The 17,881-nt window shown below is 64.0% G+C and carries 15 protein-coding genes and 1 riboswitch; of the genes, 7 read left to right on the forward strand and 8 right to left on the reverse strand.

Going from position 1 to position 17,881, the window contains the following annotated elements:
- The 8 genes from nuoG to EOA19_RS18495 all read right to left on the reverse strand — a co-directional run bounded on the left by nuoG (window position 1) and on the right by EOA19_RS18495 (window position 8,248).
- Window positions 1–2,082, reverse strand: a complete 2,082-nt coding sequence (nuoG, locus tag EOA19_RS18460) for an NADH-quinone oxidoreductase subunit NuoG (protein WP_128304421.1) — start codon at window positions 2,080–2,082, stop codon at window positions 1–3.
- A 73-nt stretch (window positions 2,083–2,155) separates the two neighbouring features.
- Window positions 2,156–2,845, reverse strand: coding sequence for an NADH-ubiquinone dehydrogenase subunit (locus EOA19_RS18465; protein ID WP_023812384.1), 690 nt, complete (start codon window positions 2,843–2,845; stop codon window positions 2,156–2,158).
- Between the two features lie 71 nt (window positions 2,846–2,916).
- Window positions 2,917–4,221 (reverse strand): NADH-quinone oxidoreductase subunit NuoF, encoded by a 1,305-nt coding sequence (gene nuoF / locus EOA19_RS18470; protein ID WP_023812385.1) that lies wholly within the window; start codon window positions 4,219–4,221, stop codon window positions 2,917–2,919.
- A 10-nt stretch (window positions 4,222–4,231) separates the two neighbouring features.
- Window positions 4,232–5,512: an NADH-quinone oxidoreductase subunit E gene (locus tag EOA19_RS18475; protein ID WP_023812386.1), complete on the reverse strand. Its 1,281-nt coding sequence runs from the start codon at window positions 5,510–5,512 to the stop codon at window positions 4,232–4,234.
- Entirely contained in the window at window positions 5,513–6,703 is a 1,191-nt protein-coding gene (locus tag EOA19_RS18480; protein WP_023812387.1) for an NADH-quinone oxidoreductase subunit D, read from the reverse strand.
- A complete protein-coding gene (locus EOA19_RS18485) occupies window positions 6,704–7,306 on the reverse strand; it encodes an NADH-quinone oxidoreductase subunit C (RefSeq protein ID WP_023812388.1) in 603 nt (200 codons plus the stop codon).
- Between the two features lie 4 nt (window positions 7,307–7,310).
- Window positions 7,311–7,892, reverse strand: a complete 582-nt coding sequence (locus EOA19_RS18490) for an NADH-quinone oxidoreductase subunit B (RefSeq protein WP_013531090.1) — start codon at window positions 7,890–7,892, stop codon at window positions 7,311–7,313.
- The gene (locus EOA19_RS18495) at window positions 7,883–8,248 is read right to left on the reverse strand and encodes an NADH-quinone oxidoreductase subunit A (protein ID WP_010910112.1); all 366 of its coding nucleotides are present in this window, start codon (window positions 8,246–8,248) and stop codon (window positions 7,883–7,885) included. Before EOA19_RS18495 ends, EOA19_RS18490 begins: the two co-directional genes overlap by 10 nt.
- A gap of 331 nt (window positions 8,249–8,579) precedes the next feature.
- On the opposite strand from EOA19_RS18495, the gene EOA19_RS18500 reads away from it, so the two are divergent.
- From EOA19_RS18500 to cobG, 7 genes are all read left to right on the forward strand, one after another.
- Window positions 8,580–9,788: a winged helix-turn-helix domain-containing protein gene (locus EOA19_RS18500; protein WP_023812389.1), complete on the forward strand. Its 1,209-nt coding sequence runs from the start codon at window positions 8,580–8,582 to the stop codon at window positions 9,786–9,788.
- A gap of 51 nt (window positions 9,789–9,839) precedes the next feature.
- Window positions 9,840–10,517: a DUF6348 family protein gene (locus EOA19_RS18505; protein WP_023812390.1), complete on the forward strand. Its 678-nt coding sequence runs from the start codon at window positions 9,840–9,842 to the stop codon at window positions 10,515–10,517.
- A 29-nt stretch (window positions 10,518–10,546) separates the two neighbouring features.
- A complete protein-coding gene (locus EOA19_RS18510) occupies window positions 10,547–10,753 on the forward strand; it encodes a hypothetical protein (protein WP_128304422.1) in 207 nt (68 codons plus the stop codon).
- Between the two features lie 134 nt (window positions 10,754–10,887).
- Window positions 10,888–11,094, forward strand: a riboswitch (cobalamin riboswitch).
- Between the two features lie 38 nt (window positions 11,095–11,132).
- Entirely contained in the window at window positions 11,133–11,561 is a 429-nt protein-coding gene (locus EOA19_RS18515; RefSeq protein ID WP_128304423.1) for a DUF1636 family protein, read from the forward strand.
- 2 nt (window positions 11,562–11,563) lie between these two features.
- Window positions 11,564–12,616 (forward strand): cobalamin biosynthesis protein CobW, encoded by a 1,053-nt coding sequence (cobW, locus tag EOA19_RS18520; protein ID WP_128304424.1) that lies wholly within the window; start codon window positions 11,564–11,566, stop codon window positions 12,614–12,616.
- A gap of 18 nt (window positions 12,617–12,634) precedes the next feature.
- Window positions 12,635–16,357 (forward strand): cobaltochelatase subunit CobN, encoded by a 3,723-nt coding sequence (locus EOA19_RS18525; RefSeq protein WP_128304425.1) that lies wholly within the window; start codon window positions 12,635–12,637, stop codon window positions 16,355–16,357.
- Complete coding sequence (gene cobG, locus EOA19_RS18530; protein WP_128304426.1) at window positions 16,354–17,880, forward strand: precorrin-3B synthase; 1,527 nt, start codon at window positions 16,354–16,356, stop codon at window positions 17,878–17,880. The genes EOA19_RS18525 and cobG overlap by 4 nt, the downstream gene beginning before the upstream one ends.
- Window position 17,881: the final 1 nt, after the last annotated feature.

Here is a 17,881-nt window from a genome sequence, read left to right on the forward strand (position 1 = left end):
TTATTCCGCCGCCTGCTTGAAGCCGCTCTTGGCCAGTGCCGAGCATTCCGCCATCACGGCCGATGCCCGCGCGATCGGGTTGGTCAGGTAGAAATCCGTCACCGGCGACGTAAAGGTGCCCTTGTTCAGCCGCCCGCCGAGCTTCGCCACCCCAGCGATGTCCTCGGCATTGCCGGCCGCGACCTGGTCGATACGGGCCAGATGCGGGTATTCGCCATAGAGCTTGGCGCGCAGTTGCGGCAGCGAATCGAACGGCAGTTTCTTGCCCAGCACATCCGACAGTGCCCGCAGGATCGCCCAGTCCTCGCGAGCCTCGCCCGGCGCGAAGCCGGCGCGGTTGGTCTGCTGCACACGCCCTTCGGTGTTGACATAGGTGGCCGACTTTTCCGTGTAGGCGGCCGCCGGCAGGATGACATTGGCGCGGTGCGCGCCCTGATCGCCATGCGTGCCGATATAGACGACGAAGGCGCCGCCGGTCTTGGCCATGTCGATCTCGTCGGCGCCGAGCAGGAACAGGAGCTCCATTTCGCCCAGCATGCCGGCAACGTTTCTGCCGCCCTCGCCCGGCACGAAGCCGAGATCGAGACCGCCGACGCGCCCGGCCGCATTGTGCAGCACGGCAAAGCCGTTCCAATCCGCGCGGGCAGCGTTGACGGCGGCGGCGAGCTTGGCCGCCTGACCGAGCACGGCCGCGCCATCGGCGCGCGCCAGCGCGCCCTGGCCGACGATGATCAGCGGATGCGTCGCCTTCTTCAGCACCTGGAAGAACTTGCCATTGCCGTCAGCCAAATCCTTCAGCGAATCCGGTCCGGCGCCCAGCTGTTCGTAGTCGTAGCGTGTGTCGCCGACATCGCCGATGACGCCAACCGGCAGATTGCCGGTCCGCCAGCGCTTGCGGATACGGGCGTTGAGCACCGAGGCTTCATAGCGCGGGTTGGCGCCGATGATCAGCACCGCATCGGCCTGCTCGATGCCTTCGATGGTCGGGTTGAAGATGTAGCTCGCACGGCCGAGCGCCGGGTCGAGTGCGGCGCCATCCTGGCGGCAATCCGTATTCTTCGAGCCGAGCGAAGCCATCAGCAGCTTGAGCGCATAGGTTTCCTCGACGGCGGCGAGATCGCCCGCGATAGCGCCGATCTTTTCGGGCGCCGTCTTCGACACCGCGTCCTTGATCGCGGCGAAGGCCTCGGCCCAGCTGGTGGCAACCAGCCTGCCGTCCTTGCGCACATAGGGGCGGTCGAGACGCTGCGTGCGCAGGCCGTCCCAGATGAAGCGGGTCTTGTCGGAGATCCACTCCTCGTTCACCGCCTCGTTGACGCGCGGCAGGATCCGCATCACTTCGCGGCCCCGGCTATCGACGCGGATCGCCGAGCCGACCGCATCCATCACGTCGATGGATTCGGTCTTGGTCAGCTCCCACGGCCGCGCCTGGAAGGCGAATGGCTTCGAGGTCAGCGCGCCGACCGGGCAAAGGTCGATGACATTGCCCTGCAGCTCCGACGTCATCGCCTGTTCGAGATAGGTGGTGATCTCGGCATCCTCACCACGGCCGATCAGGCCCAGTTCGGAAATGCCGGCGACTTCGGTGGTGAAGCGGACGCAGCGCGTGCAGTGGATGCAGCGGTTCATCACCGTCTTCACCAACGGTCCGATGTATTTGTCTTCGACCGCGCGCTTGTTCTCGTGATAGCGCGAGGAATCGACGCCGAACGCCATCGCCTGGTCCTGCAGGTCGCATTCGCCGCCCTGATCGCAGATCGGGCAATCCAGCGGATGGTTGATCAGCAGGAACTCCATCACGCCTTCCCTGGCCTTCTTGACCATCGGCGTGTTGGTGAAGATTTCCGGCGCCTCGCCATTCGGCCCGGGACGCAGATCGCGCACGTTCATGGCGCAGGAGGCCTGGGGCTTGGGCGGCCCGCCCTTCACCTCGATCAGGCACATGCGGCAATTGCCGGCGATCGACAGCCGCTCATGGAAGCAGAAGCGCGGCACTTCCGCGCCAGCGTCTTCAGCCGCCTGCAGCAGCGTGTAGTGGTCGGGTACAGTGATCTCTTTCCCGTCGACCTTGAGCTTTGCCATTCGCCTCAAACCCCTGCGGAGTTCCCGCAATCTCTTTTTCCGGACGCGGTCGAGACCACGTCGGGCACTTCATTCACTTCTTGACGGCGAGCGCCGCCGCTTGGGCTGTCCAATCGTCGCGGCCGATGCGGCCGCCGAGCGACAGATAGTCCTCGACCCAGGCAACCTCTTGCGGCGTCCATGCCGCGATCTGGGCATACGTCCAGATGCCGAGGCCGTTGAGAACCTTTTCCAGCTTCGGCCCGATGCCCGAGATGGCCTTGAGATCCGCCGGTTTGGCCGGCTTCTCCATGGCGTTGGGCTGCCTGAAATCCTCGGGCATCAGCGCATCGCCGGCGCCGCCCGCAGCCGGAGCGGCATTCGCGGCCGGCACGGCAGTGGCGGCTTCCTTGGCGGCAATATCGGTGACCTCCCTGGCGAAGGACTGCGCCTCGGCGATCATGGTTTTCGCCGTCGCCCGCGCCTTGGTGGAGGAAGAGTTCGGATCGTCGAACTGCGCGACGCGCGCCTCGAAATCATCGACGATCGGCTGCAGCAGCCGTTGCGAGGCCTCAGTCGCTCCCGAAAGCGCGCCCAGCCAGACGCCGAAAGCGTGGTTGGCGAGCCCGAGGCCAAGCGCCGACATCGCCGCCGCACCCGCCACGGGATGCACGAAAAGGTTGACGGCGCTGGCCATCTCCTTCGGCATCATCCTGGTCAAGTCCTGGTTCATCTTCTCGATCTGGTCCAAATTGGGCATCAGCGGGTTCGAATACGGCGCCATAGAGTTCTCCTGGTCGTTTCTTCGTTCGCCCCGCCCTTCGCTGCGGACTTTCATCCGCATAAAACGTTATTCTATTCCGCCGCCACCATCACAGGCTCCGCCCGGTGCGCATTGCGCGAAAACTCGTCGATGCGCCGCTCCACCTCGCCGCGGAAATGCCGCATCAGGCCCTGGATCGGCCATGCCGCCGCGTCGCCCAGCGCGCAGATCGTATGCCCTTCGATCTGCTTGGTGACGTCGAGCAGCATATCGATCTCGCGCTTCTGCGCCTCGCCGCGCACCAGCCGTTCCATCACCCGCCACATCCAGCCGGTGCCTTCGCGGCATGGCGTGCACTGGCCGCAGCTCTCGTGCTTGTAGAAGTAGGAAAGCCGCGCAATCGCCTTCACGACATCGGTCGACTTGTCCATGACGATGACAGCCGCGGTCCCAAGGCCGGATTTGAGGTCGCGCAAGGCGTCGAAATCCATCGGCGCGTCGATGATCTGCTCGGCAGGCACCAGCGGCACCGAGGCGCCGCCCGGTATGACCGCCAAAAGATTGTCCCAGCCGCCGCGAATGCCGCCGCAATGCGTCTCGATGAGCTCGCGGAACGGGATCGACATCGCCTCCTCGACCGTGCACGGATTGTTGACGTGGCCGGAGATGCAAAACAGCTTGGTGCCGACATTGTTGGGCCGGCCGAAGGACGAGAACCAGGCCGCACCGCGGCGCAGGATGGTCGGCGCAACCGCGATCGATTCGACATTGTTGACCGTGGTCGGGCAGCCATAGAGACCGACATTGGCCGGGAATGGCGGCTTCAGCCGGGGCTGGCCCTTCTTGCCTTCCAGGCTTTCGAGGAGCGCTGTCTCCTCGCCGCAGATATAGGCGCCGGCGCCGTGGTGCATGTAGATGTCGAAATCGTAACCGGACGTGTTGTTCTTGCCGATCAGTTTGGCCTCGTAGGCTTCCTCGATCGCGCGCTGCAGCGCCTCGCGCTCGCGGATGAACTCGCCGCGCACATAGATGTAGGCGGCAATCGCGCCCATGGCGAAACCGGCAAGCAGCGCGCCCTCGACCAGCGTGTGCGGGTCGTTGCGCAGGATGTCGCGGTCCTTGCAAGTGCCGGGCTCGGATTCGTCGGCATTGATGACCAGATAGCTCGGCCGGCCGTCGCTCTGCTTGGGCATGAACGACCATTTGAGCCCGGTCGGGAAGCCTGCGCCGCCGCGACCGCGCAGGCCCGACGCCTTCATCTCGTTGACGATCCACTCGCGCCCCTTGGCAACGATGCCGGGCGTGTTGTCCCAGGCGCCGCGCGCCATCGCGCCGGCCAGCGACTTGTCGAACAGGCCGTAGATATTGGTGAAGATGCGGTCTTTATCCCCGAGCATTTTTCGTCCCTCAGACCGGCTTCTTGCCGAAGACGCGGATGTATTCGGCCACGCCACCCTTGGCGAGCGCCTTGGCCTGCTTGACCCAGTCGTCGCGATCGATGCGGCCCTGGAAAGAGAGATAGCCATCCACCCACTCGCGTTCGGCCTTCTTCCACGACGCGACCTGCGCGAAGGTAAAAATGCCCAGCGTATGCAGGATGCCCTCGATCTTGGGGCCGACGCCGGAGATCAGCTTCAGGTCATCGACCTGTACCGGTTTATCGATGCCGGCCGGACGGTTCTTGTCCTCGAGCGACGGTTTGGCCGGCTTGGCTGCCGGTACCTTGACCTCCGGCGCCTTGAAGGCGGATGCCGGCTCGGCCTTGGTTATTGGACCGTTGCGCTGCTTGGAAACCTGCTCGACCTTGGAGTCTGCCTTGTTGGCATTGGCGGCCGAATGCAGTGGGGCGGCAACGCTCGCCGCCTTTTCAACCGTCGGCGCGACCTTGGTTTTTGAAGGCGTCTTCAATGCCGGGCTGGTTTCAGGGGCGTCGGTCTTCGGCTTGCTGGTGTTGGACGGCGCGACAGGGGCCGCAGCCGGTGCCGGCACGGGCCCTGCGATGATCGCGTCGGGCGCCGCCCTGGCAGCCCTGGCCGCTTCCCTGGCTTCCCTTTCACGGGTCGACTTGAGGATCGCCTTTTCGCTCTTCAGCGTGGTGAGGCCGGAGGCCGGCTCCGAGCCGGTACGGCCGTTCTGCGGCCCCGGTTCCACCGAAGCACCCTTGCCGGCGTCATAGAGATCGATGATTTCAGCCAGGCGTTCCGGCGTCAGATCCTCGAACGTGTCCTTGAAGATCATGACCATCGGCGCGTTGACGCAGGCGCCAAGGCATTCGACCTCTTCCCAGGACAAGGTGCCTTTGTCGTTGGCGTGGAACTGGTCGTGATGGATCCTGGAGCGGCAGACATCCATCAGCGCTTCCGAACCGCGCAGCATGCAGGGCGTGGTGCCGCAGACCTGGATATGCGCACGCGTGCCGACCGGATTCAGCTGGTACTGCGTGTAGAAGGTCGCGACCTCGAGCCCGCGGATACGCGGCATGCCGAGCATGTCGGAGATCGTCTCGATCGCCGCCTTCGTCACCCAGCCTTCCTGCTCCTGCGCTATCATCAGCAAGGGAATGATGGCCGACTGTTCGCGACCCTTCGGATATTTCTTGATCCATTGCTTCGCCGCGGCCGCATTCGCCCGGTTGAAGGCGAAGGAGGCTGGCTGGACGCTGGCTTCTGCGAGACGGCGGACTGACATTTAGCGATCGACCTCACCAAACACGATGTCGAGGGAACCGAGAACGGCGGTGACGTCGGCCAGCATGTGGCCGCGGCAGAGGAAATCCATCGCCTGCAGATGCGCGAAACCCGGCGCGCGCAGCTTGCAGCGGTAGGGCTTGTTGGAGCCGTCGGAAACCAGATAGACGCCGAATTCGCCCTTCGGCGCTTCGACGGCGGCATAGACCTCGCCGGCGGGTACGCGATAACCCTCGGTGTAGAGCTTGAAGTGATGGATCAGCGCTTCCATCGAGCGCTTCATCGCCTGGCGCTTGGGCGGCACCACCTTGCCGTCGAGGTTCGACACCGGGCCGGTGCTTTCCTTGCCGAGCAGGAGATCGACGCACTGGCGCATGATCTTCGCCGACTGGCGCATTTCTTCCATGCGCACGAGGTAGCGGTCAAAGCAGTCGCCGTTCTTGCCGATCGGAATGTCGAAATCCATTTCCGAATAGCATTCATAGGGTTGCGACTTGCGCAGGTCCCAGGGTGCACCCGAGCCGCGCACCATCACACCCGAAAAACCCCAGGCCCAGGCATCGGCCAGCGAGACGATGCCGATATCGACATTGCGCTGCTTGAAGATGCGGTTGCCGGTCAGCAGCTGATCGAGGTCGTCGATCGACTTCAGGAACGGGTCGATCCACTTGCCGATGTCCTCGACCAGCTTCTGCGGCAGGTCCTGATGGACGCCGCCGGGACGGAAATAGGCGGCATGCATGCGCGAACCGGAGGCGCGCTCATAGAACACCATCAGCTTTTCGCGCTCGACGAAGCCCCACAGCGGCGGCGTCAGCGCGCCGACGTCCATAGCCTGCGTCGTCACATTGAGGATGTGCGACATGATGCGGCCGATTTCGCAATAGAGCACGCGGATCAGCTGCCCGCGCTTCGGCACTTCGATGCCGAGCAGGCGCTCGGCGGCGAGCGCGAAGGCGTGCTCTTGGTTCATCGGCGCGCAATAGTCGAGCCGATCGAGATAAGGGATCGCCTGCAAATAGGTTTTGGCTTCGATCAGCTTTTCGGTACCGCGATGCAAGAGCCCGATATGCGGATCGACGCGATCGACGACTTCGCCGTCCAGCTCCAGCACAAGGCGCAAAACGCCGTGCGCCGCAGGGTGTTGCGGGCCGAAATTGATGTTGAAGTTGCGGACCGAGGTTTCAGCCATTTACTGCTTTGCCTTCTCGTCACCCGGCAGCACGTAATCCGTACCTTCCCACGGGGACAAAAAATCGAAATTGCGGAATTCCTGCTTGAGCTCGACCGGCTCATAGATGACGCGCTTGGCCTCGTCGTCGTAACGCACCTCGACGAATCCGGTCAGCGGGAAATCCTTGCGCAGCGGATGGCCTTCGAAACCGTAGTCGGTCAGCAGGCGGCGCAGATCCGGGTGGCCGGAGAACAGCACGCCGTAGAGATCGTAGGTCTCGCGCTCGAACCAGTCGGCACCGGGGAACACGCCGGTGATCGACGGCACCATCGTCTCCTCGTCGGCCAGAACCTTGACGCGGACGCGCACATTCTGCTTCGGCGACAGGAGATGATAGACGACGTCGAAGCGCTTGGCCCGCGACGGATAGTCGGCGCCGCATACATCGATGATCGAGATGAACTGGCAGCGCGCATCGTCGCGCAGGAAGGTCATGACCTCGACCAGGTCGCGCGGCTCTACATGAACGGTAAGCTCGCCATAGGCAATCGCCGCTTCGTTCACGCGGCCGATCAGCTTCTCGCCGAGATAGGTCGACAGTTCGCTCAGGGATGCGGTCATGGATTTACCGTTCGATCGTGCCGGTGCGGCGGATCTTCTTCTGCAGCAGAAGAATGCCGTAGAGCAGCGCTTCGGCGCTCGGCGGACAGCCGGGCACATAGATGTCGACCGGCACGATGCGGTCGCAGCCGCGCACCACCGAATAGGAATAGTGGTAGTAGCCACCGCCATTGGCGCAGGAGCCCATCGAGATGACGTAGCGCGGTTCCGGCATCTGGTCGTAGACCTTGCGCAGCGCCGGCGCCATCTTGTTGGTCAGCGTGCCGGCGACGATCATGATGTCGGACTGGCGCGGGGACGCGCGCGGCGCGACGCCGAACCGCTCCGAATCATAGCGCGGCATCGAGGTGTGGATCATCTCGACCGCGCAGCAAGCGAGGCCGAACGTCATGAACATCAGCGACCCGCTGCGCGCCCAGGTGATGAGCGCCTCGGTCGAAGTGACCAAAAAGCCCTTGTCGGCCAACTCATTGTTGATCTCGAGGAAGAAGGGATCGTCCTCCCCCACCGGCCTGCCGGTGTTGGGGTCGATAATACCCTTGGGCTTCGGCGCGACGAGGGTGCCTGAACTGTCGTTCAATCCCATTCCAGCGCTCCTTTTTTCCATTCATAGGCAAAGCCGATGGTCAGCACCGCCAAAAACACCATCATCGACCAGAAACCGAGCATGCCGATCTTCGAAAACGACACCGCCCACGGAAACAGGAAGGCCACTTCCAGGTCGAAGATGATGAACAGGATCGACACCAGGTAGAAACGGATGTCGAACTTCATGCGCGCGTCGTCGAACGAGTTGAAACCGCACTCATAGGCGGAAAGCTTTTCGGGATCTGGATTGCGGTAGGCCACCAGGAAGGGCGCGGCCAGCAGCGCCAGGCCGACAACCAGCGCCACGCCTATGAACAGGACGATGGGCAGGTATGAGCTCAAGAGTGCGTTCATGCTCGGCTTTCCGTTGGCGCCAATCCACTTTGATTACAGCACCGGACCCTAATGCGGAAGCGTGACAGTTTAACCGCTGAACCGTTTTAAGGGCCTATGCTGCAACGCGGCGAGGGTTAGCGCAGCACTTCCAGCGAAGCAAGTCAAACCTTGTTCAAAACACCGACCTGGACGGCATATCGCGGCAAACTGGTCCGATCCGCTCCTGTTTGATTTCCTGCGCCTATTACTCCACTTTTCTCTCCTGACATGGATGCCGCCAAAACCCTGCTAGCATGGGTTGGAATCAGCCTTTCGACCCTCGGTCAAAACACTTCAAAGTGATGCCTGCATGAAGGAAAAGATCTCGCTCCCCACGGCCCGTCGCATCGCGCTTGCCGCCCAGGGGTTCCTCGATCCCCGCCCGACCGGTACGCCCGACCGCCGGCATTTTGCCCGCACCCTCTCCCGCACCGGCCTGCTGCAGATCGATTCCGTCAGCGCCGTGGTGCGCGCTCATTATATGCCGCTCTATTCGCGCCTTGGCCCCTACCCGTTCTCGCTGCTCGACAACGCGGCCGTGACGCGCAAGCGCACTGTTTTCGAATACTGGGCGCACGAGGCCTCCTTCCTGCCGGTCGAGACATACCCGCTGATGCGCTGGCGCATGCAGCGCGCCGAGCGCGGCGAGGAAATGTATCTGGGGCTCGCCAAATGGGGCCGCGAGCACGCCGGCTACATCGAAGAGATCTACCGCCAGGTCGCCGAGCGCGGCCCGATCGCCGCTTCCGCGCTGGAGGGCCAGAAAGGCTCGGGCGGCTGGTGGGGCTGGAGCCATGCCAAGCACGCCTTCGAATGGCTGTTCTGGGCCGGCCGCATCACCACGGCGCACCGTCGCGGGTTCGAGCGTTTTTATGACCTGCCCGAGCGCGTGCTGCCGCAGGCGGTCCTCGACCTGCCGGTGCCCACGCCCGAGGACGCGCACCGCGAATTGCTGCGCATTTCCGCCCGCGCCCACGGCGTGGGCACTTCAGGCGATTTGCGCGATTATTTCCGCCTGTCGCCGGCCGATATGAAAGGCCGATTGGAGGAACTGGTTGAAACGGGCGAGTTGCTGCCGGTGCGTGTCGAAGGCTGGGACAAGCCCGCCTATCTTCACAAAGACGCCCGCCTGCCGCGCAAAGTCGAGGCCCGCGCCCTGCTGGCGCCGTTCGATCCGGTCGTCTTCGAGCGGTCGCGCACCGAGCGGCTGTTCGATTTCCACTACCGCATCGAGATCTACACGCCGGCCGACAAGCGGCAATATGGCTATTATGTCCTGCCGTTCCTGCTCGGCGACAGGATCGTGGCACGCGTCGACCTCAAGGCCGACCGTCCGGCCAGCATACTGCGCGTCCATGCGGCCTATGCGGAGCCCGGTGCACCGCCTGAAACCGCTGCAGAGCTGTTCGAGGAATTGAAGCAGATGCAGGGCTGGCTCGGACTCGAACGCATCGAAGTGACGCCTGCCGGGGATTTGGGTCCGGCGCTGCTGAGCGTGATCAGCGACGGGCGCTCTTGACATCAGCCGTCGGCTGCAGCCGTTTGAGGGAGTTTTGTCGGCCTAGGTTCAATGATGGCATCGCAAGAGGTTCTCGACCTGATTCACGAAGCGTTGATTGCGCATGGGATCAGCGCCATCCGTGGACAGAACGATGTCAGGATTGAACTGGAAGACCTGCGCTTTGAAGCCCAAGTTTTCGACAAGGAGCCGTCAGGCTCGGGTCGCAGGCTTGTTCTCGAAATCTACGTCTTCTCACCGTTGCTAGGCACTCAGCCGGTCATCGAATCTTTTGTTGGACTGGGCGACACGCGTGAACAGGCGATTTTCCAAGCATTCGGAAAATTCCTGATCGGTGTATTTCATGTGCTGATCGAGGGCCTTGCGGAGCATGTTTGCGAGAACATGCAAGCCGAGATTGCATTCTGGCAACGGAATGATGCTGGCTGGAAGATCTACGGTGGACCTGTGATCACACAGGCTGCAGTGGAATGCACTCTCAACCGGACATATCCAGCGTTTTATGCCCGCTTGGAAAAACTGTTCACGGCTAAGGTTCGCCCTGGCAGTCATTTCATCCGGATATTCCTGGCGAGCTATGGCGGAGCACTGGTCGGCAACGAAATTCTCCTGGACAACGAAACTTGGCCGGAAGGTCAAGAGCTCCTCGTTGATCAGGACTGGCACCACGGCGACGGGTACCAGGCGCTGCGTCAGGTCATCCTTGCGTTGCCGGGAGATAACAATTGAGCCAACGTACACAGGCTAGCGGATAAACAATGGATATCAAAGCCAGGCTGACCCAAGAGGTGCAGGAGTGCCTCGATAGGATTTCGTCCTTTTCATGGGACGTACATGCGCAGGCAATCCGAAAACGCTACCCTGACCTGCTGGAGACACATTTGGCTTCAAAGTTGATGGCATTTACTTCGATGTGGGTGACGGCGCCGGATGGCTGGACCGGCAAGATGGAGATATCCTTCTGACGGCTTTCGTTACAGCTTTTCCTGATCCCAACAACGAAGATGGCATTCGCGAAGAGCGGTCAGTGGTAGTGAAGCGTCCCCGCCCCTGATTTCAGATTGCCCCTGCGTTGCGTTGACACCGCTGCCCGCAAAAGCCTAAATCCGGTTCAGATGGTCTCTTGCCCGCAACGGCAAGAGCTAAGAGGGAATGCGGTGCGGGGCAAAATCCCAAATCCGCGGCTGTCCCCGCAACTGTAAGCGAAGAGCCAAGGCCGAAAGCCACTGGGAATGGTCCCGGGAAGGCGGCTACCCAAGGCGATGACCCGCGAGCCAGGAGACCTGCCGTCTACGACTGTAGAATCCGATCGCCCGGCGGGTTTCCGGGCAAGGAGTTCGATCTTTGGACCACGACAGCAGTTTTTCGGCTGGCACAGCCGATATTTCGTCCGGCCATGATGATGCCTTGGCCGGCGTCACCGTCATCGTCTGCGCCTCCTGCCGCGACGAGACCGGCTCCGACGCTCATCCCCGCGCCGGCGAATTGCTGGCCGACGACACGCGCCGCGCCGCATCTGGCGAAGACATCCGCATCCGCAGCGTCGAATGCCTTGGCAATTGCAAGCGGCGGCTTAGCGCCGCCATCCTGCGCAACGGTTGCTGGAGCTATGTCTTCGGCGACCTGACCGCGACCAGCGGCGCCGACCTCGTCACCGGCGCCAAACTCTTCGCCACCTCGAAGGACGGCCTGATTCCGTGGCGTGGCCGTCCCGATAGCCTCAAGCGTGGCCTCGTTGCCCGCATCCCTCCCCTAGACCTGTTGAAGGACTGACCATGAGTGCTCCAGATTCGTCTGCCAATCTCTCCCGCGTTCCCTGCACCGTCGTCACCGGCTTCCTTGGCGCCGGCAAGACGACACTGGTCCGCCATCTCCTGGAAAACGCCGGCGGCAAGCGTATCGCCATCATCGTCAATGAATTCGGCGACATCGGCATCGATGGCGAGATCCTCAAGGGCTGCGGCATCGACACCTGCCCAGACGAAAACATCGTCGAACTGGCCAATGGCTGCATCTGCTGCACCGTCGCCGACGATTTTGTGCCGGCGCTCGACAAGATCCTCGCGCTGACGCCGAGGGTCGACCATATCCTGATCGAAACCTCGGGCCTGGCGCTGCCCAAGCCGCTGGTCCAGGCTTTCCAGTGGCCGAGCGTGAAGAGCCGCGTGACCGTCGATGGCGTCATCGCCGTGGTCGACGGGCCGGCATTGGCCGAAGGCCGCGTCGCCAATGACATGGACGCCTTGCAGGCGCAGCGTGCCCAGGACGAGACGCTTGATCACGACGACCCGGTCGAGGAGGTGTTCGAGGATCAGATCGCCTGCGCCGACCTGATCATCCTGTCGAAAAGCGACCTGATGGACGCCGCCGGCACCGCCCACGCCAACGCCATCATCAACGAACACTCCGCCCGCGCGGTGAAGATCGTGCCGACGTCGCATGGCAAGGTCGATCCCTCGGTGCTGCTCGGGCTCGGTCTGGCGGTCGAGGACGACATCGAGAACCGCAAGTCCCATCATGACGGCGCATTCGACCATGAGCATGACGACTTCGACACGTTCATCGTCGACATTGCCTCGATCGCCAACCCGGACGAACTGGCGAAACGCGTCGCCACCGTCGCCGAAGAAGAGAATGTGCTGCGCGTGAAGGGCTTCGTCGAGGTCGGCGGCAAGCCGATGCGGCTCTTGCTGCAGGCGGTCGGGCCGCGCGTCAACCATTACTATGACCGCGCCTGGACCGCCACGGACGACCGCCGTTCGCGCCTCGTCGTCATCGGCTTGAAGGGGCTGAACCGCCCGGCGATCGAGCGTATACTCGCCGGCTGATTTCGGACACGGGTTGCGATGCACATCCTCACCACGACATCCGCCTCGCTCGACGACCTCGCCGAGCCGGTCGATCTGCGGCAGACGCCGGCGGATATCGTGGCCCTGTCCTTCACCGACAGCGACCTCGCCGGACTGGCGGCAGCCTGGAAGGCCGATGCCGGCCGCCTGCCCTCGATGCGGCTGGCTGCCCTGCGTGACCTGCGCCATCCCATGTCCGTCGACCTCTGGGTCGACAGCGTCACCCGCCACGCCAAGGTCATCCTCGTGCGCCTCCTCGGCGGCTACGACTGGTGGCGCTACGGCTGCGACCAGCTTGCCTCGACCGCTCGCGCACACGGCATAAAGCTGGCGCTGCTGCCCGGCGAATGCCGCGACGAGGATCTGCGCCTGATCGAAGCCTCGACGCTGCCGCGCCAGGAGCTCGATGGCCTGCTCGACTATTTCCGCGAGGGCGGCCCGGCGAATATGAGCGCGCTGGTGCGGAGGCTGGCGCGACTGGCTGGATCGGATGCGGACGTAGCAGAGCCGGTTCCAGTGCCGAAAGCCGGGTTTTATGAGCCAGGACTTGGGGTCGTTGGTGATCCTTCACACCCCCCTCTGTCCTGCCGGACATCTCCCCCGCAAGGGGGGAGATCGGACTTCATCAAAGCCGGCTCTTTTCCCGTTTCATTAGAAGCTGACGCGTCCGCAACCTCGACAATTGGCGAAATCTCCAATGACAGCGCAATCTCCCCCCTTGCGGGGGAGATGTCCGGCAGGACAGAGGGGGGTGTGAAGGAACTCGACGCTGACAACGTCAACGCTCCTATCATCCCCATCCTGTTCTATCGCTCGATGCTATTGGCCGCCGATGTCGCGCCCATCGATGCGCTTTTCGAAGCGCTCCGCCAGCGCGGCATCAAGCCGGTTCCCATCTTCGTCTCCAGCCTCAAGGACCCCGCATCCCTGGCCTTCGTGGAAACAGCACTCGCCTCGCTGAAACCCGCCGCCATCATCACCGCGACCGCTTTCGCGTCCGGCGCCGAACCCGGCAATGAGACCCTGTTCGACCGCGCCGGCATGCCGGTCTTCCAGGTCATCGTCGCCACCACCCGCCACGATGTCTGGGAGACCAACCAGCGCGGCCTGGCGCCCGCCGACCTTGCCATGCATGTCGTGCTGCCCGAACTCGACGGCCGCATCCTGGCCGGCGCCATTTCCTTTAAGGGTGAGAGCGAGACCGATCCAGCACTTGGCCACCGCGCCTTTGCCAACCGGCCGGAACCGGATCGTGTGGCGCAAGTGGCTGACCGCGTCGCGGCCTTTATCAAGTTGCAAGAGACGCCCCGCGCCGAGCGCAAGCTAGCCATCCTGATCCCGGATTATCCCAGTGCCCCCGGCCGCACCGGCTACGCCGTGGGTTTGGATGTCCCGTCCAGCGTGCTGGCCATGCTGCAGGACCTCAGCGAACAGGGCTATGTCGTTGAGGGGATTCCGCAAACGCCGCGTGAGTTGCTGGCGCGACTGGGCCAGGGCGGGCATGGCTTGGCCTTGAGGGATTATGTGGAGTTCTCGAAGGCACTGCCGTCTGCAGCAATTGCTGCCGTAGATGCAGCTTGGAAGGCTGAATATGAGATAGGTTTGTGCGAGGCACCCCCCTCTGTCCTGCCGGACATCTCCCCCGCAAGGAGGGAGATCGGCAGTTCCGCCATCGGCGCTCATTCTGCGACGTTCGTAGCTGGCGAAAGCGGCAATGAGAGCTCAATCTCCCCCCTTGCGGGGGAGATGTCCGGCAGGACAGAGGGGGGTGCTCAAGCGCCAACCGCCGCCCACTTCCCCTTCCGCGCCGCCACCTTCGGCAACATCACCGTAGCCCTCGCCCCAGACCGCGGCCGCTCCGTCGACCGCCGCGCCGACTACCACGACCCGACGCTGCCGCCGCGCCATGCGCTGATCGCCTTCGGCCTGTGGCTGCGCAAGTCGCTCGGCGTCCACGCGCTTGTCCATGTCGGCGCGCATGGCACGCTGGAGTGGCTGCCGGGCAAGACCGTTGCGCTTTCGGAGAACTGCTTTCCCGAGATCGTCACCGGCGCCTTGCCCGTCATCTATCCCTTCATCGTCTCCAACCCAGGCGAAGCGGCGCAGGCCAAGCGCCGCATCGCCGCCGTCACCCTTGGCCACCTGCCGCCGCCACTGACCGATGCCGAGCTGGACGAGAACCAGCACAAGCTGGAACGGTTGGTCGACGAATACGCCCAGGCCGACGGGCTCGACCGCCGCCGCCGCGACCGCCTTGCCAAGCTGATCGTCGAGACGGCGCAGAAGACCGGCCTCGCTTCCGAAGCCGGCGTCGCCACGACCGACGCGCCCGACGAAGCGTTGCGCCGCATCGACGCCTGGCTCTGCGACCTCAAGGATTTTGCCATCAAGGACGGGCTGCATATCTATGGCCGCGCCCCTGAGGACGAGCCCGACGCCATGCGGCGCCAGAGTGCGGCAGCCGAGAAGGCGGCGCTGCTCGCCGCACTCGATGGCCGCCACGTCAAGGCCGGCCCGGCCGGCGCGCCCGCGCGGGGTCGCTCGGACGTTCTGCCCACCGGCCGCAACCTGTTCACCTCGGACCCGCGCACCATGCCGACGCCGACCGCCTATGATCTGGGCAAGGCAGCGGCGGAGGAAGTGGTGCGCGGCTACATGCAATCGCATGGCGACTGGCCGCGCTCGCTGGTCATCGATCTCTGGGGCTCGGCCTCACTGCGCACCGGCGGCGAGGAGATCGCGCAAGGATTGGCGCTGATGGGCTGCCGGCCGCAATGGGATTCGGCGACCGGCCGCATCACCGGCATCGAGGTATTGTCGCCGGCCACGCTCGGAAGGCCACGCGTCGATGTCACCTGGCGCATATCAGGCCTGTTCCGCGATATGTTCCCGACCCAGATCGCACTGATCGATGCCGCCGCCAACGCGGTAGCCGCCCGCGACGAGGACGATACGGAAAACCCGCTCGCGGCCAAAACCCGTGCCGACGGCAAGCTCAGCCCGCGCATCTTCGGCACCTCGCCCGGCACCTATGGCGCCGGCGTCGAGGATGTCTTGTCCTCCGGCAACTGGGCCGCGCGCGAAGAAATCGGCCGCGCCTATCTCGACGCCACCTCGCACGCCTATGGCGGCGCAGAAGGAGAAGGCATCTCGGTGCCCGGCGCCTTCGAAGGCCGCATCGCCGAAGCCGATCTTCTCGTCCACACCGGCGACGACCCCGGCCGCGATATCCTCGAGGGCTCCGCCGACGTCGCCTTCATTGGCGGGTTTTCGGCGGCCTTGGCAACCCTGGGCAGGCATGCCGACGTCATCGTGCTCGACACCACCGATCCGCAAAGGCCGAAGCCCCGCTCGGTAGGCGAAGCGGTATCGCGGGTGGTGCGCGCCCGCGCCGTCAATCCACGCTTCATTGCAGGCCAGATGCGCCACGGCCCACGCGGCGCCTCCGAATTTGCCGAAACCGTCGACCGGCTGGTCGGCTTTGCCGAAACCACACACGCCATTTCGGGAACGCTGATCGAGGCGGTTCATGACGCCTATCTCGGCGATCCACTGGTCCGCGCCTTCATCCTGCGCGAGAACCCCGCCGCCGCGAAAGTCATCGCCGAGCGCTTCCTGTCGGCGCGACGGCGTGGCCTCTGGCATCCCCTGCGCAATTCCATCGACGACGACTTGACGGCCATGATTGCCGAGGCCGAGGCGCTTGAGGTGGCTGCATGAACGCCTTCTCGCGCCGCGGCGCCTGCCCGGCTTTGTCGGCGCCAATGCAAACCGGCGACGGGCTTTTGGTGCGGCTCAATCCGGTTGTTGGAGGCCCGTCTTCTGGAGGCCCATCTTATGGAGGATTGTCGCCGAAGCTTTTGATCGGGATAGCCGAATCCGCTTTGCGGCACGGCAACGGCATCATGGAAGTGACAGCGCGCGGCAGCCTGCAGATACGCGGCCTGACGGCGGAAAGCGCGGCGCTGCTGGCGGCGGAGGTCGATGCGCTTGATATCGCGGTGCGCACCGGCGTGCCGGTCGAGACCGGGCCGCTGGCCGGCATCGATCCGCAAGAGATTGCCGATCCCCGGCCGCTGGCGGAGCGGATCAGGGCGGCAATTGAAGAGGCTGGGCTGACGCAACGGCTGGGGCCGAAGGTTTCGGTGATTGTCGATGGTGGCGGGCAGCTTGGGTTGGATGCGGTCACGGCCGATGTGAGGCTGAAGGCGGTGCGGGCCAGCGCTGGCGTGCTGTGGGCTGTGTCTGTTTCAGGTGACGGCCAAAGCGCGAGGCCGCTTGCGACGGTCGATGACGATGTAGCGCGCGATATTGCCGTTGCGGTGCTCAGGATGATTGCCGAGAAGAGTCGGGAGGCGCATGCGAGGGATTTGACGGACCGCCAATTGGCCTCTCTCGCAGGTTGGCACTCCGTCACACCCCCCTCTGTCCTGCCGGACATCTCCCCCACAAGGGGGGAGATCGGCAGTTCCGACGCCGGCTCTCGTCCTGCAACATCGGCGGTGGACGTGACGTCGGCAATTGGCGAAAGCGCCGATGACGGCTCAATCTCCCCCCTTGCGGGGGAGATGTCCGGCAGGACAGAGGGGGGTGTGCAGGATCGCCGACCTATCGGTCTTTTCTCTTTATCGACCGACCACGCCCTCGGCATCGCCCTCCCCTACGGCAGCATGCCGGCGGACAAAATCATCTCTCTCGCCCAAAGTGCTCTCACCTTCGGCACGTCAGAGATCCGCCTAGCCCCAGGCCGCGTCTTGCTTTTCCTAGGTCAGCCACCGGCCGCCAACTCATCGCTCCAACACACCGCCGCCACCCTCGGCTTCGTCATCTCCTCCACCGACCCGCGCACGCGCATTGCCGCCTGCCCGGGCACACCAGCCTGCGCCTCCGGCCGCATCGCCACGCGCGACATTGCCGAGACGATTGCCGCTGAAAATGCCGACATCCTCGACTTCACCCTGCACGTTTCCGGCTGCGCCAAGGGTTGCGCCCACCCCGGCTCGGCGGCGCTGACGATTGTCGGCGGCGAAAACGGAGCCGGACTTGTCGTGAACGCGACGGCAAAGGGCCTTCCTGCCGGCTACAGGCCGGGCTATGACGCCGCGCGCGGCATTGGCCGCGTGGCGGCAATGATCCGCAGCGCACGATATCAAGGCGAAACCGCCGCCGCTTGCCTGACAAGGCTCGGGCCGGTGGCAATCGCCGAGGCTTACCGACAGGCCCAAACTGAAAAACGGAAATGAG

The sequence above is a fragment of the Mesorhizobium sp. M7A.F.Ca.US.010.02.1.1 genome (assembly GCF_004023085.1).
Taxonomy (GTDB): Bacteria; Pseudomonadota; Alphaproteobacteria; order Rhizobiales; family Rhizobiaceae; genus Mesorhizobium.